Origin of the sequence: Variovorax ginsengisoli, assembly GCF_030486595.1 — a bacterium.
Lineage (GTDB): Bacteria > Pseudomonadota > Gammaproteobacteria > Burkholderiales > Burkholderiaceae_C > Variovorax > Variovorax ginsengisoli_B.
Genome location: NZ_JAUJZH010000003.1, coordinates 286,695 through 313,192, shown reverse-complemented (window position 1 = coordinate 313,192; position 26,498 = coordinate 286,695). Strand labels below are relative to the sequence as shown.

Here is a 26,498-nt window from a genome sequence, read left to right as displayed (position 1 = left end):
CTTGTTGTCTTGGTGGGTGAACGGGCCGCTATCGACCTGCGCGCATCAGCGCCGCGAGGCTCGAAGCCAGCTGTTCGAGGGCGCTCAGATTGTGGACCGCGAGCATCGCGTCTGCATGGCGGTGCAACATGGCCGCACCGCGCGCAAGGGGAGCGTAGCCCTCGTAGCGCAGCAACGGGTTGAGCCACAGCACGCGCCGCGAATGCCGCTTGAGCCACAGCAGTTCGTGCTCCAGCGCCTCGGGCTCGCCGGTGTCGAGGCCGTCGCTGATCACCAGCACCAGCGTGCGGCGTCCGGTGAGGCGCCGCGCGTGCCTGTGGCGCAGCTGGGCCAGCGAATCGCCCAGCCGGGTGCCGCCGGCGAAATCGTCGATGGCGGCGCCGGCAGCGGCCAGCATCGCATCGGTGTCGGCGATCCGGAAGGCCGGTGTCAGGTCGGTCAAGTGGGTGCCGAAGGCGAACACGTCGCGCCGGCCCGCGCGCCGGGTCGACGCATGCAGGAAGGCCAGCAGCAGGCGGGCGTAGCGTTCCATCGATCCCGAGACGTCGATCAGCACCAGCAGCGGCAGCGGCTGGCGGCGGCGCGAGAGCTTCGGCAGCCGCAGCATTTCGCCGCCGGTGCGCGCCGCCTCGTGCAGCACGCCGGGCCAGTGCATGCGCGAATGCACGCCGCCGTCGCCGGCCACCCGCAGCCGGCGCGAGGGCAGGGTCGGCACCGGCAGCGCGATGTCGCGCGCCAGCCGCTCGACCAGCCGGTATTCGGCGGCACCGAGCGCGTTGAAATCGGCATGGTGGACCCGCTGCCGGTCGCTGGCGGTCATCGCGGCATCGAAGTCGATCTCGCGCTCGGTCTGCGCTGGCTTGACCGCATCGCGCGGGGCCGCCAGCGCCTCGCGCACCCGCGGCCGGCGCTTCGACGGCTCGGCCTTGCCTTCGGCGCTCGGCAGCATCTGGGCCAGCAGCTTGTTGGCCAGCTCGGGATCGCGGAACCAGGCGTCGAAGAGCTCGCGGAACACCCCCCGGTCTTCCTCGCGGCTGATCATCACGGCCTCCATCGCGGACGCCAGGTCGCCGCGGCTGTCGACGCCGACCAGCATTGCGGCCTCGGCCGCCAGCCCGATGCGCATGGCGTCGGTGCGCACGCCGGCGCGCCGCAGTGCACGGCCGAAGCCCGCCAGGTTGCCTGCGAGCTTGCCGCGGCGGGCATCGCCGAGCTGCTGCACGCGCTCGGTCAAGACGGGGCCTCCTCCTCGGGCTTGAGCAGGTCGGAGGCCAGCTCGCGCGTCAGCGCGGCGACATCGTCGCGCTGCTTGAACAGGATGCCGGCGGTGTCGGCCACCACCTCGGGATCGAGCTCGACCGTGTCGAGCGCGATCAGGGCCTTGGCCCATTCGACGCTCTCGGCGATGCCCGGCGCCCGCTGGAAGGCGCTGGCGAACGGGGCCGTGCGCAGCCGGCCGACGAAGGCCGCGACCTGCTCCGACAGCACCCGGCCGGCCTCCGGCACCTGGGCCCGCACGATCGCCAGCTCGCGTTCGCGCTCCGGGTAGTCGAGCCAGTGATAGAGGCAGCGCCGCTTGACCGCGTCGTTGAGTTCGCGCGTGCGGTTGCTGGTGAGCAGCGTGACCGGCGGCACCAGCGCCCGCACCGTGCCGAGTTCGGGGATGCTGACCTGATACTCGCCCAGGTATTCGAGCAGGAAGGCCTCGAAGGGCTCGTCGGCGCGGTCGACCTCGTCGATGAGGAGCACCGCGCCGGGCGGCGCGGCCTGCAGCGCCTGCAGCAGCGGCCGACGGATCAGGTAGCGCGGCTGGTAGACCTCGGACTCGATGTCGCTCGATGCGCCCTGCGCCTCGGCGGCCCGCATGTGGAGCAGTTGGGCCGCGTAGTTCCATTCGTAGAGCGCCTCGCGCTGCTCGAGCCCGTCGTAGCACTGCAGGCGCAGCAGTTCGCGCCCGAGGGCGGCCGACAGGGCCTTGGCGAGCTCGGTCTTGCCGACCCCGGGCTCGCCCTCGAGCAGCAGCGGACGCTGCAGCTTGAGAGCCAGGAACACCGCCGTCGCCAGCCGTCGATCGGCGAAGTAGCCGACGCCTTGCAGCGCCTGCACGACCGCATCGATGGAGGAGAAAGGCGAGGTCGCGGCAGGCGTGGTGTCAGTCATGACGGGAGGATACCGGCGGCCAGGCCGGCGCCGGGCCGCCCCAAGGCGGCCTGCGGCCCCCTCGGGGGGCAGCGAGGACACGCAGTGCCGAGCGTGGGGGCCACATTCAGCCGAGGGCCTTGGCGACCGCGCGCTGGGTCAGCACGCTGATCAGGTTGGCCCGGTAGTCGGCCGAGGCATGCAAGTCGCTGTTGAGGTCGGAGGCGTCGATCTTGACGCCGGCCGCGGACTCGGGCGTGAACGCCTTGGCGAGCGCGTCCTCGAGGCCCTTGTGCCGGAACACGCCGTTGCCAGCGCCCGTGACCGCCACCCGCACGCCGCTGTCGGACTGGGCGACGAAGATGCCGACCAGCGGGAAGTTCGAGGCCTTCTGGCGCAGCTTCTCGTAGGCCGCCCGCTTCGGGATCGGGAACCGGATGGCCTTGATCAGTTCGCCGTCTTCAAGTGCGGTGGTGAACAGTCCCTGGAAGAAGTCGTCGGCCGCGATCTCGCGCTTGTTCGTCACGACCGTCGCGCCGGTCGCCAGCACCGCGCTGGGATAGCAGGCGGCCGGATCGTTGTTGGCGACCGAGCCGCCGAGGGTGCCCATGGCGCGCACCTGGCGGTCGCCGATGTGTGCCGCCAGGTAGGCGAGCGCCGGAAAGGCGGCCTGGATGTCGGCGTGGTTGGCAACGTCCAGGTGCCGGGACATGGCGCCGATGACGAAGCTGTTGCCATCGCGGGTGATCCCGGTGAGCTCCTTGACGCCGCTCAGGTCGGCCAGTTGCTCCGGGGCCGAGAGGCGCAGCTTCATGGAAGCCAGCAGGGTCTGGCCGCCGGCCAGCGGCTTGGCGCCGGCAGCGGCCAGCTTGACCGCGTCGGCCAGGGTGGTGGGACGTTCGAGGGTGAAGGCGTACATGGTGTTTTTTCCTTCGGTGTTCAGGGAGCCGGACGGCCTTGGGTGCTGGCGGCGAGCGAGGGTTGCGGGGTCGTGCTCGCGCTGCCCTTCTGCATGGCCTCCCAGACGCGGTGCGGCGACGCCGGCATGTCGAAGTCCTTGACGCCCAGCGGCGCCAGCGCATCGAGCACCGCGTTGATCACGGCCGGCGGCGAGCCGATGGCGCCGGCCTCGCCGCAGCCCTTGGTGCCCAGCGGGTTGTGGGTGCAGGGCGTGCAGACGGTGTCGAGCTTGAACATCGGGAAGTCTTCGGCGCGCGGCATCGCGTAGTCCATGAAGCTGCCGGTGAGCAGTTGGCCTTCGCTGTCGTAGACGCAGTTTTCCATCAGCGCCTGGCCGATGCCCTGCACCAGGCCGCCATGCACCTGGCCCTCGACGATCATCGGATTGATGATGGTGCCGAAGTCGTCGACCGCCGTGAAGCGGTCGACCTTGACCTCGCCGGTCTGCTTGTCGATCTCGACCTCGCAGATGTAGGTGCCGCCCGGGAAGGTGAAGTTGGTCGGGTCGTAGAAGGCGGTTTCGTTGAGGCCGGGCTCGAGCTTGTCGAGCGGGTAGTTGTGCGGCACGTAGGCCGTCAGCGCCACCTGGCCGAACGGGATCTTCTTGTCGGTGCCCTTGACCGTGAACTCGCCGTTGGCGAACTCGATGTCGGCGTCGCTGGCTTCCATGAGGTGGGCCGCGATCTTCTTGGCCTTGGCCTCGATCTTGTCGAGCGCCTTCATGATTGCCGCGCCGCCCACCGAGATCGAGCGCGAGCCGTAGGTGCCCATGCCGAAGGGCACGCGGCCTGTATCGCCGTGCACCACGTCGACCGCCTCGACCGCGATGCCCAGTCGCGCCGCCACCACCTGTGCAAAGGTCGTCTCGTGGCCCTGGCCATGGCTGTGGGAGCCCGTGAACACGGTCACGCTGCCGGTCGGATGGACCCGGATCTCGCCGCATTCGAACAGGCCCGCGCGCGCGCCGAGCGCACCCGCGATGTTCGACGGCGCGATGCCACAGGCCTCGATGTAGCTCGAGTAGCCCATGCCGCGCAGCTTGCCCTTCGCCTCGCTGGCCGACTTGCGCGCAGCAAACCCGGCGACGTCGGCCAACTGCCTCGACTTGTCCATGCAGGCGTGGAAGTCGCCCGTGTCGTACTGCAGCGCCACCGGCGTCTGGTAGGGGAAGGTGGTGATGAAGTTGCGCTTGCGGATCTCGTCCTGGCCCAGGTTCATTTCCCAGGCGCAGCGCGACACCAGCCGTTCGAGCAGGTAGGTGGCCTCGGGTCGGCCGGCGCCGCGGTAGGCATCGACCGGCGCGGTGTTGGTGAACCAGGCATCGACCTCGACGTAGATCTGCGGCGTCGTGTATTGGCCGGCCAGCAAGGTGGCGTAGAGGATGGTCGGCACCGCGGTCGCGAAGGTCGACAGGTAGGCACCCAGGTTGGCGTTGGTGTGCACCCGCAGCGCCAGGAACTTGCCCTGGGCGTCCATCGCCATCTCGGCATGGCTCACGTGGTCGCGGCCGTGGGCGTCGGACAGGAAGCACTCGGAGCGCTCGCCGGTCCACTTGATGCTGCGGTTGAGCTGCTTCGAGGCCCAGGTCAGGCAGACGTCCTCGGCATAGAGATAGATCTTGGAGCCGAATCCGCCGCCGACGTCGGGCGCGATCACGCGCACCTTGTGCTCGGGCAGGCCGAGCACGAAGGCGGTCATCAGGAGCCGTTCGACGTGCGGATTCTGGTTCGACACGTAGAGCACGTACTCTTCGTTGGCCCGGCTGTAGCTGCCGATGGCCACGCGCGGCTCCATCGGGTTCGGGATCAGCCGGTTGTTGACCAGGTCGAGCTTGGTGACGTGCGCCGCATTGGCAAACGCGGCATCGACCGCCGCCTTGTCGCCGATCGCCCACTTGTAGCATTGGTTGTCGGGCGCCTCGTCGTGGATCGTGACGCCGCTCTGCTTCTTCGCGGCATCGGCCACGCTGACCAGCGCCGGGTGCACGTCGTAGTCGACCACCACCGCCTCGGCCGCGTTCTTGGCCTGCTCGACGGTCTCGGCCACCACCATCGCGACATGGTCGCCGACATAGCGCACCTTCTTGATCGCGAGGATCGGGTGCATCGGCTCCTTCATCGGCGTGCCGTCGGGGTTGTTGATGAGCCAGCCGCAGGGCAGCCCGCCCATCTTTCCCTCGATGTCCTTGCCGCTGAAGATGCCGACCACGCCGGGCATCTTCGATGCCGCGGCAATGTCGACGGACTTGATCGTGGCATGCGCGTGCGGCGAGCGCACGAAGATGCAGTGGGCCTGGTTGGCCAGGTCGATGTCGTCGGTGTACTGGCCGGCGCCAGTCAGGAAGCGATAGTCTTCCTTGCGCTTGAGGGCCTCGCCGATGTGCGGCAGGCCTGCGAAGTCGGGTGCGCCCATGTCGTGCTCCTCAAGCGGTGGCCGTGGTCTTGGCGGGCGCGGCGGACATCGCCTCGCCACCCATCTGCACCGCCTTGACGATGTTCTGGTAGCCGGTGCAGCGGCAGAGGTTGCCGTCGAGCAGTTCGCGGATCTCGGTCTCGCTGGACTTCGGATGGTGGGTGCACAGGTCGATGGCGCTCATCACCATGCCCGGCGTGCAGAAGCCGCATTGCAGGCCGTGGCACTCCTTGAAGGCCGCCTGCATCGGGTGCATGGTGCCGTCGGGCTGAGCGATGCCCTCGATGGTGGTGATCTGGGCGCCGGCCACCTGCGCGACCAGCACGTTGCACGACTTGACCGCCCGGCCGTTGACGTGGACGGTGCAGGCGCCGCATTGCGCGGTGTCGCAGCCGACATGCGTCCCGGTCAGGTGGAGATGCTCGCGAATCGCTTGCACGAGGAAGGTGTTCGGGGGGGCGTCGACCGTGACCTCGCGGCCGTTGACCGTGAATGGAACCTGCATGTGGCTGTCTCCGTTGTAGGTGATGGCTGAACTTCGGCCGCATGATCTTGGACGGGCGGCAAAGGCACGATCCTAGGCAAAACCCTAGGCGCTTGCGCGTTGTCCTTGAAATTCTCAAAATGAAACAGCTCGCCCTCCGGCGAGTCCCGAACAGGCGCCGCCGAGGCCCGATGTCCACACGATGACGCCCTCTTTCGCTTCTCCCCCGCCCGAGCGCACCCTGTCCATTGCCCAGGCGCGCCGCGCGTGGATCGACGGCGAGCGCCCGGCCGATCCACTGGCGGCGCCGGTCGAGCCGTGGCTGGTTCGCTCGTGGCAGCGCTGCCTGGCCGCCGGCCACCGCCCGCGGCAGCACGTGAGCTTCGATCCGGTCTCGGCCGAGCAGGCGCAGCGAGTGGCCGAGCGCAACCGCGCGCTGGTCACAGCAGCGCGACCGGTGCTCGACCGCCTGTCGCGGGCGATCGCCGACACCCGCTATTTCGCCATCCTGACCGACGCCGACGGCATCGTGGTCGACGTCGGCGCCCTGCCGTCCGGCAGCGACCCGGCCGCGCGGCATGCGCGCGACATCGCGCGCGTCGGCGTCGACCTGTCGGAGCGCGCCGTCGGCACCACGGCGATCGGTGCGGCGCTGGCCGAGCACGCCTCGGTCTGGCTGCATCGCGGCGAACATTTCTTCGACGACACCAGCATCTACAGCTGCGCCGGCGCGCCGCTGTTCGGCCCGCGGGGCGAATGCATCGGGATGCTCGACCTGACCGGTGTCCAGGTGGTCGAGCGGCCCGAGCTGCGCCACCTCGCGGCGTCCTCGGCCCGCAGCATCGAGAACGCACTGGTGCAAGGCCACCCCTGCGAGCTGCTGCTGCAGATCGGCTGGCCGGGCAGCGTCGCCGGCACCGACACCGAAGGCCTGCTGTGCATCGACGCCGACGGCGGCATCAGCGGCGCCAATGCCGCGGCGCGCCAGATGCTGCACCAGCCGCTCGGCGGGCGACCGTCGCTCCATTGCAACGACCTCTTCGCGCTGCCGCCGCAGATGCTGTTCGATGCCGCCCGGCGCGGCGACGCCGTGCTCGAGGTGCCGCTGTGGTCGGGCTTGCGGGTCCAGGCCCGGCCGCGGCTGGCGCGGCAGCCCAGGACGGGCGCGGTCGCTGGCGCCAGCGCGCCGCGGCTGCGCGACGTCGAGTCGGCCCTGATCCGCAAGGCCGTCGACGATGCCCGCGGCAATGTGGCGGAGGCCGCGCGCGCACTCGGCATCAGCCGCGCCACCGTCTACAGAAAGCTCGGCCGGGGGCGCTGACGGACCTCACGCCCGACATCGCCCTAGTGACAATTTTACAAATTGTTGCTATTGTCAGCACCTGTTAAAACCTGCGCGCCGAACCCGGCGGCCTGATTGGACGTTGACCATGCGTGAGCCCGAGGCCAATAGCTTTTCCCTGCCGTCGAAACCCAACCGGCGCCAAGTCATCACCCGCATCGCCGGCGCCGCCGGACTTGCTGCCGCAGCCGGCTTCGGACTGCCCGCGTTCGCCCAGGCCCGGACCATCCGCATCGGCGCTTCCTTCGACAACAGCAGCGTCGAGAAGGCCAACGGCATCGCCCTCTTCGTGGGATCGTCGGCCTACTTCAACGCCGTGAACCGCGCCGGCGGCATCAATGGGTCCAAGGTCGAGCTGGTGATGGCCGACGACCAGTTCAAGCCGGACATCGCCAAGGCCAACGCACTGGCCTTCGCCGCCGACAGCTCGGTGCTGGCCATGGTGCACCCGCTGGGGACGCGGCAGACCGCCGAGATCAGCGATGCCGTGCCCGGCATGGCCGTGGTCGGCCCGAACACCGGCACCGTCTCGCTGCGCAAGAAGGCAGCACCCAACACCTTCTGGGTGCGCGCCAACTACGACCAGGAACTCGACCGGCTGATCGCCACCGCCGCGGTGCTGGGCCAGTCGCGCATCGGCATCGTCTATTCGGAAGACCCGCTCGGCCAGTCGCTGCTGGCGGGTTTCAAGGCCGCGCTCGCCAAGGCCAAGCTCGAGCCGGCGGTGATCGCCAGCACGCCGAGCACCACCAGCATGGAGGTCGACGCAGCCGCCGCCAAGATCGCAGCGGCCGAACCGCAGATCGTCATCATCGGCCTGGCCGGCACCGCGCCGGCCTTCGTTCGCGCACTGCGCAAGGCCGGCGGCAAGAGCAGTGCCTACGGTCTGTCGATCACGGCCAGCGCGCTCGGCGCGATGGGCGACCTGGCCCATGGCCTGGGCTTCGCGATCGTCGTGCCCTCGCCCTTCGCGACCAAGTTCGAGATCGTGCGGCGCTACCAGGCCGACATGCTGGCCAACGGCGTCAAGGAGTTCTCGCTGCCGAGCCTGGAGGGCTACATGGACGCCTGCGTGCTGGCCGAGGGCCTGCGCCGCGCCGGTCCGTCGCCGACGCGCGCCGGCGTGATCGCCGCGCTGGACCACATCGAGGGCTACGACCTGGGCGGCGTGAAGATCAACTACGGCCGCGGCAACCGCGAAGGCAACCAGTTCGTGGATGTCGCGGTGATCAGCTCGAACGGCCGTTTGATCAGCTGAACGGGGGCGCCGGCCGCGAGCGGGTTTCGCGCGGCTCGCGCAGAATCGCCGGATGATTTCGAGCTATTCAACGGTCGCGCCTTCGCGCGAAGAGGTCGACGCACTGCCCGGCCCCACCCTGGTCGAGTTCGGCACCGACTGGTGCGGCTTCTGCAAGGCGGCGCAGCCGCTGCTGGCCGAAGCGCTGGCCGCGGCGCCCGCGCTGCGCCACCTCAAGATCGAAGACGGCAGCGGCCGCGCGCTGGGCCGATCGTTCAAGGTCAAGCTGTGGCCGACGCTGGTCTTCATGCGCGACGGCCGGGAGGTCGGCCGGCTGGTGCGCCCTGCCAGCGCGGAGCTGATCCGACAGGAACTCGGCCGGCTCGGCACGGTGGCCTGAGTCCCGAAAATCAGCCGGGCAGCGCCACCACCACCGCCGACTCGTCGACCATCGCCAGCACGCGCTGGCGCCCACGCAGCGCCGTGCCGCTGGGCGCGAAGCCCACCAGCTGCAGGCCGCCTTCGAGCGCCACCGAGATCTCGTCGCCGTCGTCGCCACGCGCCACGCCGGCGACCACGCCGATCAGTTGGTTGCCCCCGACACGGCGCTCGGCCGAGGCTCGCTCGACCCGGACGGCGGTCGCCTTGCACAGCGCGATCGCCTGCATGCCCTCGGCCAGTCCGAGCAGTTCCGCGCTCTCCTGCGTGATGCGGGCGGCAATCCGGTGGCTGCCGCCCAGCGCCAGGCGCACCCGCACCAGACGGCCGGTCGACTCGATCGCCTCGACGGTGGCCGGCAGCTGGTTGCGCATGCTGGTGCGGATCGCGAGCCGCGCCACCGCGGTGCCGGCGCCGGCGACCGAGCCCCCCGCCGCTTCGGCGTGCGTCTGCACCGCGCGCCGCGCCACCTCCAGCGTCTGTGCGAGTTCGAGCAGTTGCGTGCCGTGCGAAGTCAGCGTGGCGCCGCCACCGCCGGCACCACCGACCGCGCTCGCAATCAGGGGCACGCCGGCCAGGTTGGTCAGGGTCGCGACCGCCTGCCAGGCGGCCTTGTAGCTGACGCCAACGTCGCGCGCGGCTTGCGAGATGCTGCCGGTGCGGCCGATGCCGCGAAGGATCTCGATGCGCTTGTCGCTCATGCCGTGGCCGAGCGCGTCGCCGAAGCGGGGGGATGCGGTTGCTTGTGCTTTCGCCATGCCGGCATTGTGCCGATGGCGCGCACGCGCCCTTCCCCGGATCAGGCCCCGACCGGCACCTTGTCCAGGAAACCCGTGACCGACTGCAGCCGGCCGGCTTCGAGCTGCGCGAAGTCGGTCCCCTCGATCAGGTCCTCGGCGCCGCTGGGGCCCAGGGTCCACGAGAAGCGCAGCCGGTCGCCGTGCGCGTCGGGCTGGCCCTTGAGGGCGAAGCGAAAGCCGGGAAAGCGCTGCTGCACGCCGCCGACGAGCGCGCTGATCTGCGTGCGGCCGCTGGCCTGCGCCAGCGGATCGACATAGCGCGCGTCCTCGGTCCAGTGGGTTTCGAGCAGCCTCAGGCGGCGCTCGGCATCGGTCTCGTTCCAGACGGCGATGTAGTGCTCGGCCACGCGGGTGGCATCGATGGTGGCGGTGTTCATGGCGTTTCCTTTCGATTCACGACCCGCAACAGCGCGGGGTGAACGAATGGTCGCCGTGCGGCCTCCGCGGGTCGATGACCCCGGAGGTCATGGACCCATTGCGAGCAGGTTCTCAGGCCGGCACGCCTTGCGGTCGGCCCGCGCTGCCACGTCCCGGCGCGACCGGCAGGTAGCGGTCGACCGACAGCCCGTCGGTGCGAATCTCCGGACGCCGCCCCGTCACCTGGTCGGCCACCAGCTTGCCGGAACCGCAGGCCATGGTCCAGCCCAGCGTGCCGTGCCCGGTGTTGAGGAACAGGTTGCCGTAGCGGGTCGGGCCGACGATCGGCGTGCTGTCGGGCGTCATCGGCCTCAGGCCGGTCCAGAAGCTGGCGCGCGGCAGGTCGCCGCAGGGGAACAGGTCGGTGATGACGCGCTCCAGGGTCTCGCGCCGGCGCGGGTTCAGGCGCAGGTCGAAGCCGCCGAGTTCGGCCATGCCGCCGACCCGGATGCGGTCGTCGAAGCGCGTGACCGCCACCTTGTAGGTCTCGTCGAGCACCGTGGACTGCGGCGCCAGCGAGGGCTCGACCAGCGGCACCGTCAGCGAATAGCCCTTGACAGGATAGACCGGGATGTCGAGCCCCAGTGGCCCGATGAAGTCGCGCGAATAGCTGCCGAAGGCCAGCACGTAGCGATCGGCGGTGAGCACTTCGCTCGCCGCGCCGCCCAGGCGCACGCCGGTGATCCGGCCGCCCTCCGTGACCAGGCCGTCGACCGGCTGGTCGAAGCGGAAGTCGACGCCCAGCCCGCGGGCGATCGCCGCCAGGCCCTGGGTGAACAGGTTGCAGTCGCCGGTCTCGTCGTTCGGCAGGTGCAGGCCGCCGGAGAGCAGGTCGCCGGTGCGCGCCAGGGCCGGTTCGACGCTCGCCAGGCGGCTGCGGTCGAGCAGCGTGTAGGGCACGCCGCATTCTTCGAGCACGGCCAGGTCGCGCTGCACCGCGTCGAGCTGCGCCTGGGTGCGAAACAGCTGGAGCGTGCCCTGGGTGCGCTGCTCGTAGCGGATGCCGGTCTCGGCGCGCAGCGCGCGCAGGCAGTCGCGGCTGTACTCGGCGACGCGCATCATGCGTTCCTTGTTGAGCGCATAGCGATCGGGCGAGCAGTTCCTGAGCATCTGCGCCATCCAGCGCAGCTGGAACAGCGAGCCGTCGGGGCGGATCGACAGCGGCGCGTGCTTCTGGAACATCCACTTGAGGGCCTTCAGCGGGATCCCCGGCGCCGCCCAGGGCGTCGAGTAGCCGGGCGACACCTGGCCGGCATTGGCGAAGCTGGTTTCCTGCGCCGGGCCGCCCTGGCGATCGATCAGGGTCACCTCGGCGCCATTGCGCGCCAGGTAGTACGCGGTGGTGACACCGATCACGCCACCGCCCAGAACGATCACTTTCATCGCAGAACTCCAAGAAAGCAGGAAAGGAGTCAATGTTATTAATTGATCGTCGGTAAACTCCACTGAAATTAGGCCACTTTGCATTGTTTTCAGCTGATTCCGGCCCGCCTGAAGGCCCCAAGGAGTGAAATGACCGACCTCGACCGCACCGACCGGAAAATCCTCGACATCCTGCAGCGCCAGGGACGCATCTCGATGACCGACCTGGCCGAGCAGATCGGCCTGTCGACCTCGCCCTGTTCCGAGCGGGTGCGACGCATGGAGCGCGATGGCGTCATCAGCGGCTACCACGCGCGCATCGACCCGCAGGCACTCGGCAAGACCTTGCTGGTGTTCGTCGAGATCACGCTGTCGTCGAAGTCGGCCGATGTCTTCGACAAGGTCCGCCAGGAGCTCCTGCACGTGCCCGAGGTGATGGAATGCCACCTGGTGTCGGGCGGCTTCGACTACCTCGTCAAGGCCCGCCTGCGCGCCATGAGCGACTACCGCAACCTGCTCGGCGACCTGCTGAAGAAGCTGCCGGTGCCGGCCGAGTCGAACAGCTACGTGGTGATGGAGGAGATCAAGGAAAGCCTCTACCTGCCGATGGACCGCTGATCCGAAATCAAGGGCGGCCGCGGCGGTAGGCGCCGGGCGCGCTGCCGGTCCACACCTTGAAGGCGCGCTGGAACGCCGCGCTGTCGGCGAAGCCCAGCTCGAAGGCCAGCGTCGCGAGCGGCACCGTGCCCGAGATCAGGCGCACGATCGCGGTGTCGCGGCGCAGTTCGTTCTTGAGCGACTGGAACGAGGTGCCTTCGCTGGCCAGCCGCCGCTGCAGGGTCGAGGTCGACATGTGCAGCGCCTCGGCGGTGGCCGCGAGGTCGGGCCATGCCGGCTGGGTGTGCTGCAGGTGGCCGCGCACGCGCGCGCTGCACAGGTCGTCGCCGCGCCGCGGCACGATCACCTGGGCCCGCGCGTCGGCCAGGAAGGCGCGCATCGCGGCCTCGTCGCGGCGCACCGGCTTCTTCAGCTGCGCCGCGTCGAACCAGAACGCCGACTGCGCGCAGCCGAAGTGCAGCGGCGCCGGAAACACCTTGCCGTAGCTGCTGGCGTAGGCCGGACTCTGGAACGCGAAATCGAAGCGCACGGCCGGCAGCCCGCCCGCGAGCCAGGCCAGCAGACGCCAGACGACGCGCAGCATCAGTTCGTGGAGAAAGGCCGGGCGCGCCTGCGCCGGATCCACCACGTACAGCGCCACGCCCGCCAGCGCGCCGTCGCGCACCGGTTCCAGCAGCAGGTCGTCCTGCAGCAGGCGAAACACGTGGGCAACGCGGCGGGTCGCGGCCTCGAGCGTCGGCGCGTCGATCGCCGCGCGGGTCATGAGGGCCAGGCTGCCGCGCCTGACCGGCCGCGACAGGAAGCCCAGGCATTCGTCGTCGAAGCGCTCGATCAGGAGCCCGAACAGCGCCACGTACTGGTCGGCCGTGACGCGCGCACCGGGTTCCTGCAGCAGCCCGGGCGGAATGCCGGCCTCGGCCAGCAGGTCGTCGCAGCAGCAGCCGCGCGCCCGGATGCCGGACACCATGCCCTTGACGAACGCGATCGAGATCGTGACCGGAGGACGCAGCATCGATCGAAGGCTCCATGAGGGCGGGTTGAGGTCTTTTGCCATCGGATCGATGCGAAGCGCAATCGTCCGGACGGCCGGCGGTTTCTACCATGAGCCCACCCAGAACAAGGCCACGGAATCCCGGGGCCGGAAGGAGACGAAAAGCATGTACCTCACCCAAGCACTGCACCGCGCGGCGCAGCAGCATCCGGATCGCGTGGCACTGCGCTTCGGCGACCGCCAACGCAGCTTTGCCGAACTGATCGACCGCGTGGCGCGCCTGGCAGCGGCCCTTCAGACGCTCGGCATGCAACGCGGCGACCGGGTCGCGATGCTGTCGCTCAATTCCGACCGCTACCTCGAATACCAGATGGCCGTGCCCTGGGGCGGCGGCGTGCTCAATCCCTGCAACATCCGCTGGTCGCCGGCCGAGATTCTCTATTCGCTGAACGACTCGGGCTCGACCATCCTGCTGGTCGATGCGAGCTTCGCCGCGCTGGTCGAGCCGTTCAGGCGCGACGCCACCAGCTTGCGCGAAGTCGTGTTCTGCGGCGACGGCGAGGCGCCCGCCGGCATGCACGGCTACGAGGCCCTGCTGGCCGAGGCCGTGCCGGTGCCCGACGCGCTGCGCCGCGGCGAAGACCTGGCCGGCATCTTCTATACCGGCGGCACCACCGGCTTTCCCAAGGGCGTGATGCTGAGCCACACCAACATGTGCAGCTCGGGCATGGCGCTGCGCGCCGAGGGCCTGGCCGGGCCCGACGGCACCTACCTGCATTGCGCGCCGATGTTCCACCTGGCCGACATGGGCCTGGCGATGCCGCACTGGATCGAGGGCAACACGCATTCGATCATCCCGGTCTTCAACCCGGAGCAGGTGCTCGACGTCATCGAGCGCGACCGGGTCACGCACGCGCTGCTGGTGCCCACCATGATCCAGATGCTGGTCGACCACCCGGCGATGAAGAAGCCGCGCGACCTGAGTTCGCTGCGCGCCATCGCGTACGGTGCCTCGACGATCGCCGAGGCGGTGCTCGAACGCGCCATGAACGCCCTGCCCGGCGTCGAGTTCGCGCAGGCCTACGGCATGACCGAACTGTCGCCGCTAGCGACCCTCAATCCACCCTGGTACCACACCCGCGAGGCCCGCCACCTCGGCAAGCTGCGCTCGGCGGGCCGGGCCAGCCATTGCACCGAGGTCCGCATCGTCGACCCGCAGGGCGTCGAGGTGCCGCGCGGCACGGTCGGCGAAGTCATCGTGCGCGGGCCCAACGTGATGCAGGGCTACTGGAACCAGCCGGGGCTCACCGCGGCGGCGCTGCGCGACGGCTGGATGCACACCGGCGACGGCGCCTGGATGGACGACGACGGCTTCATCTTCATCGCCGACCGGCTCAAGGACATGATCATCACGGGCGGCGAGAACGTCTATTCGGCCGAGGTCGAGAACGCCCTGGCGCAGCATCCCGCGGTGCTGGCCTGCGCGGTGATCGCGATCCCGAGCGACGAGTGGGGCGAGAGCGTGCATGCGGTGGTGGTGCGGCGGCCCGATCAAGAGGTCGCGCCGGCCGCGCTGATCGCCCACTGCAAGTCCCTGATCGCGGGCTACAAGTGCCCGCGCAGCGTCGACTTCGTCGATGCGCTGCCGCTGTCGGGCGCCGGCAAGGTGCTCAAGACCCGGCTGCGCGAACCCTTCTGGCAGGGCCGCGAAAGCGCCGTGGCCTGAAGCCATTCCCACACCAAGGAGCCTTTCATGAACCAGGACGTCTACGTCGCCGGGGTCGGCATGATCCCCTTCACCAAGCCCGGGGCCGGCGAGGCCTATCCGCAGATGGCGGCCCAGGCCACCCGGCAGGCGCTCGCCGACGCCGGCATCGGCTACGAGCAGGTGCAGCAGGCCTACGTCGGCTATGTCTACGGCGACTCCACCGCCGGACAGCACGCGCTGTACGAGGTCGGGCTGAGCGGCATTCCGATCGTCAACGTCAACAACAACTGCTCGACCGGCTCGACCGCGCTGTTCCTGGCGCGCCAGGCGGTGGCCAGCGGCGCTGCCGATTGCGTGCTGGCGCTCGGCTTCGAGCAGATGCGCCCGGGCGCGCTCGGCGCGGTCTTCAATGATCGGCCGAGCCCCTTCGAGCGCTTCGACCAGGCCACCGCGGAGCTGGTCGGGCAAGACGAGATCCCGCTGGCGCTGCGCTACTTCGGCGGCGCCGGCCTCGCCCACATGCAGCAGTACGGCACGCAGCTGTCGACCTTCGCGAAGGTGCGCGCCAAGGCCAGCCGGCATGCGGCGAACAACCCGCTGGCCATGCTTCGCAAGGTGGTGACCGAGGAAGAGGTCATGAATGCGCCCGTGATGTGGCCCGGCGTGATGACCCGCCTGATGGCCTGCCCGCCGACCTGCGGCGCGGCCGCGGCCGTCATCTGCTCGGGCGCCTTCGCCGAGCGGCACGGCATCCAGCGCAGCGTGCGCATCAGGGCGCAGGCCATGGCCACCGACCGCCCCGCCACCTTCGATGCCCGCGACATGCGCGAGGTGGTCGGCTTCGGCATGGCGCAGGCGGCGGCACGGCAGGTCTACGAGGCCGCGGGCATCGGGCCGGACGAGCTCGACGTCGTCGAGTTGCACGACTGCTTCGCGCAGAACGAACTGATCAGCTACGAGGCGCTCGGCCTGTGCGGGCCCGGCGGCGCCGAGCAGTTCATCTGCGACGGCGACAACAGCTACGGCGGCAAGGTGGTCACCAACCCCTCGGGCGGATTGCTGAGCAAGGGGCATCCGCTGGGCGCCACCGGCCTGGCCCAGTGCTACGAGCTCACGCACCAGCTGCGCGGCACGGCCGAACAGCGCCAGGTCGAAGGCGCCCGGCTGGCGCTGCAGCACAACCTCGGGCTCGGCGGCGCCTGTGTCGTGACCCTCTACGAACGCGTATGAAAAAGGAGCGCCCATGATCGACAAGAAATGGATCGGCCACGAACTGCCCGCATCGGTGTTGCCGATCGAGCGCAGCCGGCTGCAGTTCTTCGCCAAGGCGATCGGCGAGACCGATCCGGTCTACACCGACGTCGCCGCGGCGCGCGATGCCGGCTACCCCGACCTGCCGGCACCGCCGACCTTCCTGTTCGCGGCCGAGCTCGACTCGGGCGCCTCCGAGCAGTTGCTCGCCGACCTGCAGATCCCGATCGCCAAGCTGCTGCACGGCGAGCAGGGCTTCAGCTTTCATGTGGCGGCCTGCGCCGGCGACACCGTGACCGTGCGCAGCACGATCAGCGACATCTACGACAAGAAGAACGGCGCGCTCGAGTTCGTCGTCAAGACCGCGCGCGCCACCAACCAGCACGGCGAGCTGGTCGCCGAACTGCGCACCGTCATCGTCTGCCGCCACTAGGAGCATGTCCGAATGAACCCTCCCACCTTCGACAGCGTGCAGGTCGGCGACGCCTTGCCGCCGCTGCAGCCGCCCCCGGTCGACCGCACCACGCTGGCCCTGTTCGCCGGCGCCTCGGGCGATCACAACCCGATCCACATCGACATCGACGTGGCGCGCCGCGCCGGCATGCCCGACGTCTTCGCGCAAGGCATGCTGGGCATGGCCTGGCTCGGCCGCCTGCTCACCGCCTGGGCGCCGCAGAGCCGGCTGCGCCGCTTCGACGCCCGCTTCCAGGGCATCACCCACCTGGGCAACGCGATGCGCTGCAGCGGCACCGTGGTCGAGAAGCTCGAGCAGGCCGGCGAGCGCTGCGTGCGCATCGAGCTGCTGAGCGCCAACCAGTTCGGCCAGACCAAGATCGTCGGCGAGGCGCTGGTCGCGCTGCCCTGAAACCCAAAGAAGGAAAAGCATGACAAGCAAACTCGAAGGCAAGGTCGCCCTCATCACCGGCTCGGGCCGCGGCATCGGGCGCTCGATCGCGCTGAAGCTGGCCAGCGAAGGCGCGCGCATCGTCGTCAACGACCTCGACGCGGAGCCGGCCCAGGAAGCCGTGCAGGCCATCCGCGAGGCCGGCGGCCAGGCGGTCGCCTGCATCGGCAACGTCACGGCGCCGGATTTCGCCGAGCGCTTCGTCGCCACCGCGGTGAACGAATACAAGGGCCTGGACATCATCGTCAACAACGCCGGCTACACCTGGGACAACGTGATCCAGAAGATGACGGACGAGCAGTGGTACGCGATGCTCGACTGCCACCTGACGGCGCCGTTCCGCATCCTGCGCGCGGCGCAGCCGGTGATCCGGGCGCTCGCCAAGGCCGAAGGCGAAGCCGGCCAGCGCGTGATGCGCAAGGTGGTCAACATCTCGTCGGTGGCCGGCCTGTTCGGCAATGCGGGCCAGGCCAACTATTCGACCGCCAAGGCCGGCATCGTCGGCCTGACACAGACGCTGGCCAAGGAATGGGGCCGCATGAACGTCACGGTCAACTGCGTGGCCTACGGTTTCATCAAGACCCGGCTCACAGGCAGCGCCGCCGATGGCGGCACCGCCCGCATCGACGGCCGCGACATCAAGGTCGGCGTCAACCCCGACCTCATGGCCGCGATGGAGCGCAGCATCCCGCTCGGCCGCGGCGGCACGCCCGACGAGGCGGCCGGCGCGGTGTACCTGCTGTGCATTCCAGAGTCGGACTACGTGAGCGGCCAGACGCTGATGTGCAGCGGCGGGCTGACCGGGATCTAGGGATGACCGCCCTCGTACGCAGTGCCCTCCACGACGGCGTGACCACTCTCACGCTCGACCGCGCCGAGGCGCTCAACGCGCTCTCGCCGCCATTGATGGTCGAACTCGCGCAGGCGCTGCGTGCCGCCGTCGCCGACGAGCGCACGCGCGCGATCGTGCTGACCGGCGCCGGCCGCGCCTTCTCGGCCGGCGGCGACATCGGCTGGTTCGGCGATGTTCTGGCCGGCGGCGGACTGCACGCGCAGGCCGAGATCGGCCGCTACATGGAAGACGTCGGCAACCCGCTCACGCAAGCCATCGCCGAATGCCCGGTGCCGGTGGTCGCGGCGGTCAACGGACCCTGCGTCGGCGGTGCGGTCGGCATCGCGCTGGCGGCCGACGTCGTGCTGGCTGCGCGTTCGGCGTACTTCCTGGTGCCGCAGGTGCCGCAGCTCGGCGCCGTGCCGGACCTCGGCGCCACCTGGCTGCTGTCGCGCCTGCTCGGGCGCAGCCGCGCCCTCGGCATCGCGCTGCTCGGGGAGCGGATCGACGCCGCGCAGGCCGAGCAATGGGGCCTGGTCTGGCGCTGCATCGCCGATGCCGAACTGCAGGCCGAAGCCCAGGCCCTGGCGCGGCGACTGGGCCGCGCGTCGGCGGCCGCGCTGCGCGACACGCGCCGGCTGATCGATGCGGCGCCCGCCCACAGCCTCGAACAGCAGCTCGCCTGCGAGCGCACGGCGCAGCGCCGGCACGTCGCCGGCCCCTTCTTCAACGATGCCTGCGCGCGCTTCCTGGCCCGCGCGGGCTCACGCCACTGACGAACCCGACCCATGCTCCCCTCACTGCTGCGCCATCGCTGGATGGACGACGACATCGAAGCCTTCCGCGCCCAGGTGCGCCGCTACATCGCGGCCGAACTGGCGCCCCATCTGGACGGCTGGCGCCGCCAGGGCTACATCCCGCGCGAGGTCTGGCGCCCGTTCGGCGAGCTGGGATTCCTGCTGCCCGAACTGGACGAAGCCCACGGCGGCGCTGGCGTTTCGCTGGCCTATCAGCTGGTGGTGCAGGACGAACTCGCCAAGGCCGAGGTGCCGGCCAACACCGCGGTCCACAACCTCGCGGCGCACTACATCCTCGACTACGGCACCGAGGCCCAGAAGCAGCGCTGGCTGCCGCGGCTCGCCAGTGGCGAGCTGCTGGCCGGCATCGCGCTGACCGAGCCCGGCTGCGGCTCCGACCTGAAGGCCTTGCGCACGCGCGCCCGGCGCGACGGCGATGCCTACCTGATCGACGGCGCCAAGACCTTCATCACCAACGGCTTCACCGCCAGCCTGCTGGTGGTGGCCGTGCGCACCGGCGACGCCGGCAGCCGCGGCGTCTCGCTGGTGGTGCTCGAGACCGACGACCTGCCGGGATTCAGGGTCGGCCGAAGGCTGGAGAAGCTGGGCCAGCACGCATCCGACACGGCCGAGCTGTTCTTCGACGGCGTGCGCGTGCCGGCCGACCACTTGCTGGGCGAAAAAGAAGGCGAAGGCTTCGTGCAGCTGATGAGCCAGCTGCCCTACGAACGCCTGCTGCTGTGCGTGCCGGCGGCCGCGGTGATCGAACGCGCGGTCGAGCTCACGCTGGCCTACACGCAGCAGCGCAAGGCCTTCGGCCAGAGCGTGTTCGATTTCCAGAACACGCGCTTCAAGCTGGCCGAGTGCGCGACCCTCGCGCACGTGGTGCGCAGCTTCGTCAACGACTGCATCCAGCGCCTGCTCGACGGCCAGCTCGAGCCCGAGGCGGCGTACATGGCCAAGTTGTGGTGCACCGAGCAGCAGGGCAAGGTCACCGACGAATGCCTGCAGCTGTTCGGCGGCTACGGCTATATGGCCGAGTACCCGATCGCCCGCATGTACGCCGACGCCCGCATCCAGCGCATCTACGGCGGCACCAGCGAAATCATGAAGGACCTGATCGCGCGGAAACTCGGCGCCTGAAGGGTGCGGGCAGGGGCTCGCTAGAATCCCGCCCCTTGTCCCCCCGTCCGCATCGCGCTCCATGAACATCGTCGTCAACGAAGAACTGAAATCCTATATCGACCCGTTGACCCCGGACGAATACGAATCCCTGGAGCGCAGCATCCTCACCGAGGGCTGCCGCGATGCGCTGGTGCTGTGGGGCGACGTGCTGGTCGACGGCCACAACCGCTACGGCATCTGCCAGAAGCACGGGCTGCCGTTCCAGACGGTGCAGAACACGCGCTTCAAGTCGCTCGAGGACGTGCACCTGTGGATGATCGACCAGCACCTGGGCCGGCGCAGCGTATCGGACTTCCTGCGCGGCGTGCTCGCGCTGCGCAAGAAGGACATCGTGGCCGGCCAGAAGGCCCGGGCCGCCGCGGCGCCCGCGGATGACGCCGACGACCCGCCCTTCGATGCCGATCCAGCGCTGCCGCCGGCGGCGCCGCTCAACAGCCGCGAGGCCATCGCCAAGGCCGCGCGCCTGAGCAGCAGCCAGGTCGTGATGATCGAGAAGATCCAGAAGCAGGCGGCGCCCGAGCTGGTGGCCGCGGTCAAGTCCGGCACGATCTCGATCAATGCGGCGGCGGCCGTGGCGTCCCTGCCGGCCGAAGAGCAGATCGCCGCGGCCAACGGCGGCAAGGACGAGCTCAAGCAGGCCGCCAAGCGGGTGCGCGAGGCGAAGCGCCCGGCACGCCCGGAGCCCGCAAAGGCCGAAGCCTCGGATGAACCCGACGAGGTTCAGCGCCTCACGCAGCGGGTCGCCGAACTGACGGCCGAGAACGCGGACCTGCGCCGCCAGGTGGCCTCGCTGCACGCGCTGCTGGCGGCCGAAGCCTGACGCGCGCAGCGTCCTCGCCCGCGAGAACGATGGCGTCGCTGTCTCCCACGGTCCCATGAGCATCCCCTCGGCCACCCAGGACCCCGCCCTGCTGCGGCGATTGCTGCGAGCGAAGGACCGGCTGGACGCCGCGTCGCACGAGGCATGGTCCGTGGCGCGGCTGGCGCAGGTGAGCGGCGTCTCCATGGCCCACTTCGCGCGATCGTTCAAGCAGGCCTTCGGCATCCCGCCGCACCGCTACCTGCTCACGCGGCGCATCGAGCGGGCGATGACGCTGCTGCGTGAAACCGATCAGTCCATCACCGACATCGCCTTTGCCACTGGCTGGACCAGCCTGGGTACGTTCGGGCGCACCTTCCGCGACATCACCGGCGACAGCCCGGGTGCGATCCGCGCGCGCGGGAAGGCGACGGCGCAGGAACTCGGACGCGTGCCGGCTTGCGTCGTCAGCGCCGCGCGCCGGCCCGACCTCAAGACCGCAGTTTCGGAGAAGCGGCGTCAGGCCATGGACGGTACAAACGGGCCCGAACAACAGGAGATTCCATGAATCAAGGCATCGAAGTGGTCGGTTTGTACGTGCGCGATCAAGACGAAAGCTCGCCTTCTATACGGAGAAGCTCGGATTCCGCCTCCACACGGACGTGGGAAACGGCAACTATCGCTGGCTCACGGTGCAGCACCCGGACCAGCCGTCGTTCCAGCTCGGCCTGTTCATTCCCGGGCCGCCGGTGCTCGATGCGGCCACGGCGCAGACGGTGCGCGAGATCGTTGCCAAGGGCGCCATGCCGCCGCTCGTGCTGACCGTCGACGACTGCCGCGCCGCCTACGGCCGGATGCTCGCCCAGGGGGTCGAGTTCACGCAGGAGCCGGTGGATCGCTATGGCACGGTGGACGCCGGGTTTCGCGACCCGTCGGGCAACGGGTGGAAGCTCATCCAGCGGCGCGATTGAGGCGCGCGCGCTTGCTCCAAGCGATCACGTGACCCACGACACATGAAACGGCCGTAGGGCGCTTCCAGGGTGTTTCATCCTATCGCGTGGCGTTGGGAAAGAAGAGTTGCTCGCCGCCGATCTTGTAGGCCGCGATGGTCGACTGCCCGGCCGGCGAGATCACCCAGTCGACGAACTTCTGGGCCCCCGCGCTGTTGAGATTCGGGAACTTGGCCGGGCTCACCACCATCACGCCGTACTGGTTGAACAGCCGCTTGTCGCCTTCCACCAGCACCGCCAGGTCGGCGCGGTTCTTGAAGCTGAGCCAGGTGCCGCGATCGGCCAGCACATAGGCGCCGCTCGAGGCTGCGATGTTGAGCGCCGGCCCCATGCCGCAGCCGCACTCCTTGTAGCCCGTGCCCTTCTTGTCGTTCGGCAGCGGCTGGCCGGCCTCGCCGATGCCGGTCTGCGTCCACAGGCGGCGTTCGGCGGCGTCGGTGCCGCTCTTGTCGCCGCGCGAGACGAAGGGCGCGTGGGTCGCGGCGATCTTCTTCAGCGCGGCCACGATGTCCTGGCCCTTGACGCCGGCCGGATCGGCCTTCGGTCCGACCAGCACGAAGTCGTTGTACATGACCGGAAAGCGCTTGGCCGCGAAACCTTCGGCGACGAACTTCTCCTCGGCGGCGGTGTCGTGCACGAACAGCACGTCGGCATCGCCGCGCCTGGCCATGTCGATCGCCTGGCCGGTACCGACCGCAACCACCTTGATGTCGATCCCGCTGGACTGCTTGAAGGCCGGCAGCAGGTGCGAGAACAGGCCCGACTGCTCGGTCGACGTGGTCGACGCCATCGTGAGGGCCTCGGCCTGCGCCGCCAGCGCACCCGCCGCCAGCGCGGCGGCCCCGAAGGCGCGAACCAGGACCCTGGACATATTGAACAGCTTCACACCAGTTCTCCTTTGACAAACAGACGGGCTTCCTCGGGCAGCGGCCCGTGGAAGAAATCATGGACCGGCAGGTCGGCCACCTTCCGGCCGTGCTCGAGATAGACGACGCGGCTCGCGAGCCGCTTGACCTGTCCGAGGTTGTGGCTGGCAAAGACCAGCGTGCGGCCTTGCGCCGCATCCGCGATCAGCGCCTCGACATCGCGCTTGGCGGTGGGATCGAGGCTGGCGGTCGGCTCGTCGAGCAGCAGCACCTCGGGATGCAGCGCCCAGGCGCGAGCCAGCGCCATGCGCTGCTGCTGGCCGCCCGACAGCGTGCGCGCATTGCGCCCCGCGAGCTCGGCCAGCCCGACCCTGTCGAGCGCGACGATGGCCTCGCGCTGCGCATCGCGCCAGCGCGAACCCTTCAGCCAGAGTGCCAGCGCGACGTTGTTGCGGACGCTGGCGCGCAGCATGTGCGGCCGCTGGAACAGCATGGCCTGCGACATCGGCGGCACATGGCTCTCGAAGGCGCCGCCCGCGTGCGGCAGCAAGCCGTGCAGCAGCCTCAGCAGGCTGCTCTTGCCGCTGCCGTTGGCACCGATCAGCGCCACCCGTTCGCCCGCCCGGATCTCCAGGTCGACGCCGGTCAGGGCCTGCACCTTGCCGAAGCGCAGCACGATCCCGCGCAGGCTGAACAGCGGCGGCCCGGCCGTGGCTGCGGGCTGGAGCGTCATGGCCCGACCTCAAGCGCCCGCGCGCGCATCGCATCAGCCGCCCCGCCGTCGACCCGCTCGCGCCAGGCGCGCAGCGCCGCGATCGCCAGGTTCAGCGCCAGCACCACCGCCAGCAGCACCAGCCCGAGGGCCAGCGCAAGCGGCAGGTCGCCCTTGCTGGTCTCGAGCGCGATGGCGGTGGTCATCACGCGCGTGAAGCCGTCGATGTTGCCGCCGACGATCATCACGGCGCCGACCTCCGACACAGCGCGGCCGAAGGCGGTGATCACCACCGTGACCAGCGCATAGCGCTCGTCGGCCGCCAGCAGCAGGCCGCGCGCGAGGCTGCGGGCGCCGAGCGAGCGCAGCTGCTCGCCATGGGCGCGGTCGGCGTCCTCGATCGCCTGCCGCGTCAGTGCCGTGACCACCGGCAGCACCAGGATGGTCTGCGCCAGCACCATGGCCTTGAACGAGAACAGCCAGCCCAGGAAGCCGAGCGGGCCGGAGCGCGAGAGCAGCAGGTAGATCACCAGGCCCACCACCACCGAAGGCAGCGCCAGCAGCGTGTTCAGCAGTGTCAGCAGCAGGCCGCGCCCGGGGAAGCGCGCCACCGCCAGCCAGGCGCCGAGCAGCAGGCCGAAGCCGCAGGCCAGCAGGCAAGCCGTCGCGCTGACCGCCAGCGAGCGCCCGACGATGGCGAGCAGCACGGGATCGGCGGAGACGACGAGGTGCCAGGCGGCAGCGGCGCTGTCGGCAAAAGTGTTCATGCGGGGCGTGGAGCGGGAAGCGCTGGAGTATGGACAGACCGATGCGGCCGACTTATGAAATCATTTGCATAGGCCGCGGGCAGGCTCTGCATAATCCCCGGCGCCTGCTCCCCTTCCGTCCTCCCGTGCAACAGATCGAACTCTCCTACGCCATCTCGCCGCGCCGCCGCGGCCGGGCCCTGATCCGCAATCCGCTGATGGAGTTGCTGCACGCGGTGCGCGAGCACGGATCGATCTCCGCCGCCGCGCGGGCGGTCGGCTATTCCTACCGTCACGTGTGGGGCGAACTCAAGCGCTGGGAGCAGGTGCTCGGTCATCCGCTGGTGACCGGCGACCCGGGGCGCGCGGCCCAGCTCTCGGAGTTCGGCGACAAGCTGCTGTGGGCCGAACGCCAGGCCCAGGCCCGGCTGGCCCCGCAGATCGAGGCGCTCCATGCCGACCTCGAACGCGCCTTCGCGCTCGCGTTCGACGACAGCACCCACCTGCTGAGCCTGCACGCGAGCCACGACGATGCGCTGGTGCTGCTGCGCGCGCGCGCCGCCGCCACGGCCCGGCTGCAGCTGGACATCCGCTTCACCGGCAGCGTGGACGCGATCAGCGCGCTGAACCAGGGCCGCTGCGTGATGGCGGGCTTCCACACGCTGGAACGGCCGCCGTCCGGCTCGCTCGCCCAGCGCACCTACAAGCCCCTGCTGAAGCCGGGACTACACAAGATCATCGGGTTCGCGCGGCGCACCCAGGGCCTGATCGTCGCGCCCGGCAATCCGCTCGGCTTGATGAACCTGGCCGACGTCGCGGCCCGCGGCGCCCGCTACGTGAACCGGCCGATCGGCACCGGCACGCGGGTGCTGTTCGAAGAACTGCTGGCGCGAGATGGCCTGGCGGCCGACGCCATCGACGGCCATGGGCACTGCGAACCCTCGCACGCGGCCGCGGCGCACGCCGTGGCATCGGGCGAGGCCGATGCCGCTCTCGGCATCGAATCGGCCGCACTCGGCGCCGGGCTGGGCTTCGTGCCGCTGGTGCACGAGCGCTACCACCTCGCCTGCCTCAAGGCGGCGCTCGAGCAGCCGGCCGTCCAGGCGCTGCTGCTGCTGCTGCGCGGCGCTGCCTGGCGGCATCAGCTGGGCACCCTGCCGGGCTACGAGAGCGCCAGCAGCGGCGAAGTCGAGTCGCTGCGCTCGCTGCTGCCGTGGTGGAACTTCAAGCCGAAGAGGAAGAGCGGCTGAACGGGGTCACAGCGCACAGGTCCTGAAGCCGAAGAAGCCATCGTCGCGCTCGGGCAGCGCGAAGCCGCGGCGCTTCGGCGAGCGCAGCCGCGCCCGGGTGGCGAACGAGGCGCCGCGCAGCACGCGGGCCTGGCCGAAGACGGGCTGGGGATCGAACTCGCCGCCCCGGCTCCAGGGATCGGCGCGAAAGCCCGGCCAGGGGTGCAGCGTCCCGGCGGTCCATTCGTGCACGTCGGCCCAGCGGAAGCCGCGCCGGGCCGCCGTGTGGGCGGCGATTTCCCATTCGACCTCGGTCGCGATGCGCCGGCCGGCCCAGCGGGCCCAGGCATCGGCCTCCCACCAGGCGACATGGACGGCGCTGCGGTTGCCGGCGGCACGCACCGTGCGGCCGAACTGCTGCTGCAGCACCGAGCCGCCGGTGCCATGGCGGGCCGCACCGATCTGCTCGACATGGCGCGGCCCGCGCCGGCCTTCGGTCTGTCGCGCCAGCCATGCGAGGCCTTCGGTGCGCCACAGCTCGGGCCGGTCGTAGCCGCCGTCGTCGACGAATTCGACGTACTGGCTCCAGGTCACGGGCTGGGCATCGATCTCGAACTCGGGGACGTCGACGCGCTCGATGCCGCGATCCTGTGCGAAGGCAAAGCCACCCTCGGCCAGGCCAAGCTCCCACGGCGTGGCGGGCAGCGAGAGCGGCGGCCGCGTCACCGCGGCCGGAGGCAGCTCGACCTTCAACGGCAGGCCCAGGGTCTGCGCCATGACCAGCAGTTGCTCGCCGCGCAGGTCTTCATGGAACAGCGCGAGCCGATAGAAGTAGAGGCCGGCGTCGGTCTCGGCCGCATGCTCGAGCAGCTCGAGCGTGCTTTCGAGCGTGTCGAGCAGATAGGCCTTGGTCTGGGCGAGGTCGGGCAGCCCGGGTGCATCCCGATCCGCGGGCGCGCGCTGGGCAGGGTTCCACCAGTCGTCGGCATCGGGCTCGATCGCCGCCAGCCGCGTGGGACGCACCGGGCACTCTTCACCGAAGGCGCGCTGCGTGTTGCGGCCGATCCACCATTCGGCGAACCAGCCGATGTGGCCGGCCAGCCAGACCGGCGGGTCGATGCCCGCGACGCGCGGCACCGCGAGCGTCTCGCCGCCCAGCGCCTGCTCGTAGAGCGACAGCAGGTGCAGCGTGTGGTTGCGGGCATCGATCAATGCCAGCGAGAGCAGTTCCCGGCCGGCCCGGCGCATGTCGGGGGAGT

The 26,498-nt window shown here is 70.0% G+C and carries 27 protein-coding genes and 1 pseudogene; 15 read left to right on the top strand and 13 right to left on the bottom strand.

Going from position 1 to position 26,498, the window contains the following annotated elements:
* Positions 1-28 precede the first annotated feature (28 nt).
* From QZH52_RS06145 to QZH52_RS06125, 5 genes are all read right to left on the bottom strand, one after another.
* Positions 29-1,234, bottom strand: a complete 1,206-nt coding sequence (locus QZH52_RS06145) for a vWA domain-containing protein (RefSeq protein ID WP_301805451.1) — start codon at positions 1,232-1,234, stop codon at positions 29-31.
* The gene (locus QZH52_RS06140) at positions 1,231-2,160 is read right to left on the bottom strand and encodes an AAA family ATPase (RefSeq protein ID WP_286535550.1); all 930 of its coding nucleotides are present in this window, start codon (positions 2,158-2,160) and stop codon (positions 1,231-1,233) included. The genes QZH52_RS06145 and QZH52_RS06140 overlap by 4 nt, the downstream gene beginning before the upstream one ends.
* A 106-nt stretch (positions 2,161-2,266) precedes the next feature.
* A complete protein-coding gene (locus tag QZH52_RS06135) occupies positions 2,267-3,058 on the bottom strand; it encodes an FAD binding domain-containing protein (RefSeq protein ID WP_301805448.1) in 792 nt (263 codons plus the stop codon).
* A gap of 20 nt (positions 3,059-3,078) precedes the next feature.
* On the bottom strand, positions 3,079-5,511 hold the full coding sequence (locus QZH52_RS06130) for a xanthine dehydrogenase family protein molybdopterin-binding subunit (RefSeq protein WP_301805444.1): 2,433 nt from the start codon (positions 5,509-5,511) through the stop codon (positions 3,079-3,081).
* Between the two features lie 10 nt (positions 5,512-5,521).
* Positions 5,522-6,016, bottom strand: a complete 495-nt coding sequence (locus QZH52_RS06125) for a (2Fe-2S)-binding protein (protein WP_286526348.1) — start codon at positions 6,014-6,016, stop codon at positions 5,522-5,524.
* A gap of 181 nt (positions 6,017-6,197) precedes the next feature.
* Here QZH52_RS06125 and QZH52_RS06120 point away from each other — a divergent pair, with 181 nt between their 5' ends.
* The 3 genes from QZH52_RS06120 to QZH52_RS06110 all read left to right on the top strand — a co-directional run bounded on the left by QZH52_RS06120 (position 6,198) and on the right by QZH52_RS06110 (position 8,974).
* Positions 6,198-7,316, top strand: a complete 1,119-nt coding sequence (locus QZH52_RS06120) for a helix-turn-helix domain-containing protein (protein WP_301805437.1) — start codon at positions 6,198-6,200, stop codon at positions 7,314-7,316.
* Between the two features lie 109 nt (positions 7,317-7,425).
* Positions 7,426-8,595: an ABC transporter substrate-binding protein gene (locus QZH52_RS06115; RefSeq protein WP_301805434.1), complete on the top strand. Its 1,170-nt coding sequence runs from the start codon at positions 7,426-7,428 to the stop codon at positions 8,593-8,595.
* Between the two features lie 52 nt (positions 8,596-8,647).
* Positions 8,648-8,974 (top strand): thioredoxin family protein, encoded by a 327-nt coding sequence (locus tag QZH52_RS06110; RefSeq protein WP_286535544.1) that lies wholly within the window; start codon positions 8,648-8,650, stop codon positions 8,972-8,974.
* Positions 8,975-8,984: 10 nt separating this feature from the next.
* On the opposite strand, the gene QZH52_RS06105 is transcribed toward QZH52_RS06110, so the two are convergent.
* From QZH52_RS06105 to QZH52_RS06095, 3 genes are all read right to left on the bottom strand, one after another.
* Entirely contained in the window at positions 8,985-9,770 is a 786-nt protein-coding gene (locus tag QZH52_RS06105; RefSeq protein ID WP_301805429.1) for a TOBE domain-containing protein, read from the bottom strand.
* A 41-nt stretch (positions 9,771-9,811) separates the two neighbouring features.
* On the bottom strand, positions 9,812-10,189 hold the full coding sequence (locus tag QZH52_RS06100; protein WP_301805428.1) for a nuclear transport factor 2 family protein: 378 nt from the start codon (positions 10,187-10,189) through the stop codon (positions 9,812-9,814).
* Positions 10,190-10,301: 112 nt separating this feature from the next.
* Positions 10,302-11,612: a D-amino acid dehydrogenase gene (locus QZH52_RS06095; RefSeq protein ID WP_301805426.1), complete on the bottom strand. Its 1,311-nt coding sequence runs from the start codon at positions 11,610-11,612 to the stop codon at positions 10,302-10,304.
* 129 nt (positions 11,613-11,741) lie between these two features.
* On the opposite strand from QZH52_RS06095, the gene QZH52_RS06090 reads away from it, so the two are divergent.
* Entirely contained in the window at positions 11,742-12,209 is a 468-nt protein-coding gene (locus tag QZH52_RS06090; protein ID WP_301805425.1) for an Lrp/AsnC ligand binding domain-containing protein, read from the top strand.
* 7 nt (positions 12,210-12,216) lie between these two features.
* Here the strand turns inward: QZH52_RS06090 and QZH52_RS06085 are convergent, their stop codons facing one another.
* A complete protein-coding gene (locus QZH52_RS06085) occupies positions 12,217-13,221 on the bottom strand; it encodes an AraC family transcriptional regulator (RefSeq protein WP_301805423.1) in 1,005 nt (334 codons plus the stop codon).
* Between the two features lie 145 nt (positions 13,222-13,366).
* On the opposite strand from QZH52_RS06085, the gene QZH52_RS06080 reads away from it, so the two are divergent.
* The 10 genes and pseudogenes from QZH52_RS06080 to QZH52_RS06035 all read left to right on the top strand — a co-directional run bounded on the left by QZH52_RS06080 (position 13,367) and on the right by QZH52_RS06035 (position 21,647).
* Complete coding sequence (locus tag QZH52_RS06080) at positions 13,367-14,926, top strand: long-chain-fatty-acid--CoA ligase (protein ID WP_301805421.1); 1,560 nt, start codon at positions 13,367-13,369, stop codon at positions 14,924-14,926.
* A 27-nt stretch (positions 14,927-14,953) separates the two neighbouring features.
* Positions 14,954-16,138 carry a lipid-transfer protein gene (locus QZH52_RS06075; protein ID WP_301805419.1) on the top strand — a complete coding sequence of 395 codons (1,185 nt, stop codon included), beginning with the start codon at positions 14,954-14,956 and terminating at the stop codon, positions 16,136-16,138.
* Between the two features lie 13 nt (positions 16,139-16,151).
* Entirely contained in the window at positions 16,152-16,592 is a 441-nt protein-coding gene (locus QZH52_RS06070; protein ID WP_286535535.1) for a MaoC family dehydratase N-terminal domain-containing protein, read from the top strand.
* Between the two features lie 12 nt (positions 16,593-16,604).
* Positions 16,605-17,024, top strand: coding sequence for a MaoC family dehydratase (locus QZH52_RS06065; RefSeq protein ID WP_301805415.1), 420 nt, complete (start codon positions 16,605-16,607; stop codon positions 17,022-17,024).
* Positions 17,025-17,043: 19 nt separating this feature from the next.
* A complete protein-coding gene (locus QZH52_RS06060; protein WP_301805413.1) occupies positions 17,044-17,874 on the top strand; it encodes an SDR family NAD(P)-dependent oxidoreductase in 831 nt (276 codons plus the stop codon).
* 2 nt (positions 17,875-17,876) lie between these two features.
* Positions 17,877-18,671 (top strand): enoyl-CoA hydratase/isomerase family protein, encoded by a 795-nt coding sequence (locus QZH52_RS06055; protein ID WP_301805411.1) that lies wholly within the window; start codon positions 17,877-17,879, stop codon positions 18,669-18,671.
* Positions 18,672-18,683: 12 nt separating this feature from the next.
* Complete coding sequence (locus tag QZH52_RS06050) at positions 18,684-19,835, top strand: acyl-CoA dehydrogenase family protein (RefSeq protein WP_301805408.1); 1,152 nt, start codon at positions 18,684-18,686, stop codon at positions 19,833-19,835.
* Between the two features lie 61 nt (positions 19,836-19,896).
* Positions 19,897-20,697, top strand: coding sequence for a ParB N-terminal domain-containing protein (locus QZH52_RS06045; RefSeq protein ID WP_301805406.1), 801 nt, complete (start codon positions 19,897-19,899; stop codon positions 20,695-20,697).
* A gap of 55 nt (positions 20,698-20,752) precedes the next feature.
* Complete coding sequence (locus QZH52_RS06040) at positions 20,753-21,244, top strand: helix-turn-helix transcriptional regulator (RefSeq protein ID WP_301805405.1); 492 nt, start codon at positions 20,753-20,755, stop codon at positions 21,242-21,244.
* Positions 21,241-21,647, top strand: a pseudogene (locus tag QZH52_RS06035) (VOC family protein). Before QZH52_RS06040 ends, QZH52_RS06035 begins: the two are co-directional and overlap by 4 nt.
* Positions 21,648-21,726: 79 nt before the next feature.
* On the opposite strand, the gene QZH52_RS06030 reads toward QZH52_RS06035, so the two are convergent.
* Genes QZH52_RS06030 through QZH52_RS06020 form a run of 3 tightly spaced genes read right to left on the bottom strand, consistent with a single transcriptional unit; the run spans position 21,727 to position 24,031 of the window.
* Positions 21,727-22,572, bottom strand: a complete 846-nt coding sequence (locus tag QZH52_RS06030; protein WP_436411547.1) for an ABC transporter substrate-binding protein — start codon at positions 22,570-22,572, stop codon at positions 21,727-21,729.
* On the bottom strand, positions 22,569-23,285 hold the full coding sequence (locus QZH52_RS06025; protein ID WP_301805404.1) for an ATP-binding cassette domain-containing protein: 717 nt from the start codon (positions 23,283-23,285) through the stop codon (positions 22,569-22,571). Before QZH52_RS06025 ends, QZH52_RS06030 begins: the two co-directional genes overlap by 4 nt.
* A complete protein-coding gene (locus QZH52_RS06020) occupies positions 23,282-24,031 on the bottom strand; it encodes an ABC transporter permease (protein ID WP_301805400.1) in 750 nt (249 codons plus the stop codon). Before QZH52_RS06020 ends, QZH52_RS06025 begins: the two co-directional genes overlap by 4 nt.
* Before the next feature lie 125 nt (positions 24,032-24,156).
* Here QZH52_RS06020 and QZH52_RS06015 point away from each other — a divergent pair, with 125 nt between their 5' ends.
* Entirely contained in the window at positions 24,157-25,260 is a 1,104-nt protein-coding gene (locus QZH52_RS06015; RefSeq protein ID WP_301805398.1) for a substrate-binding domain-containing protein, read from the top strand.
* Between the two features lie 6 nt (positions 25,261-25,266).
* Here QZH52_RS06015 and QZH52_RS06010 read toward each other — a convergent pair whose 3' ends face one another.
* Positions 25,267-26,487 (bottom strand): SUMF1/EgtB/PvdO family nonheme iron enzyme, encoded by a 1,221-nt coding sequence (locus QZH52_RS06010; protein ID WP_301805769.1) that lies wholly within the window; start codon positions 26,485-26,487, stop codon positions 25,267-25,269.
* Positions 26,488-26,498: the final 11 nt, after the last annotated feature.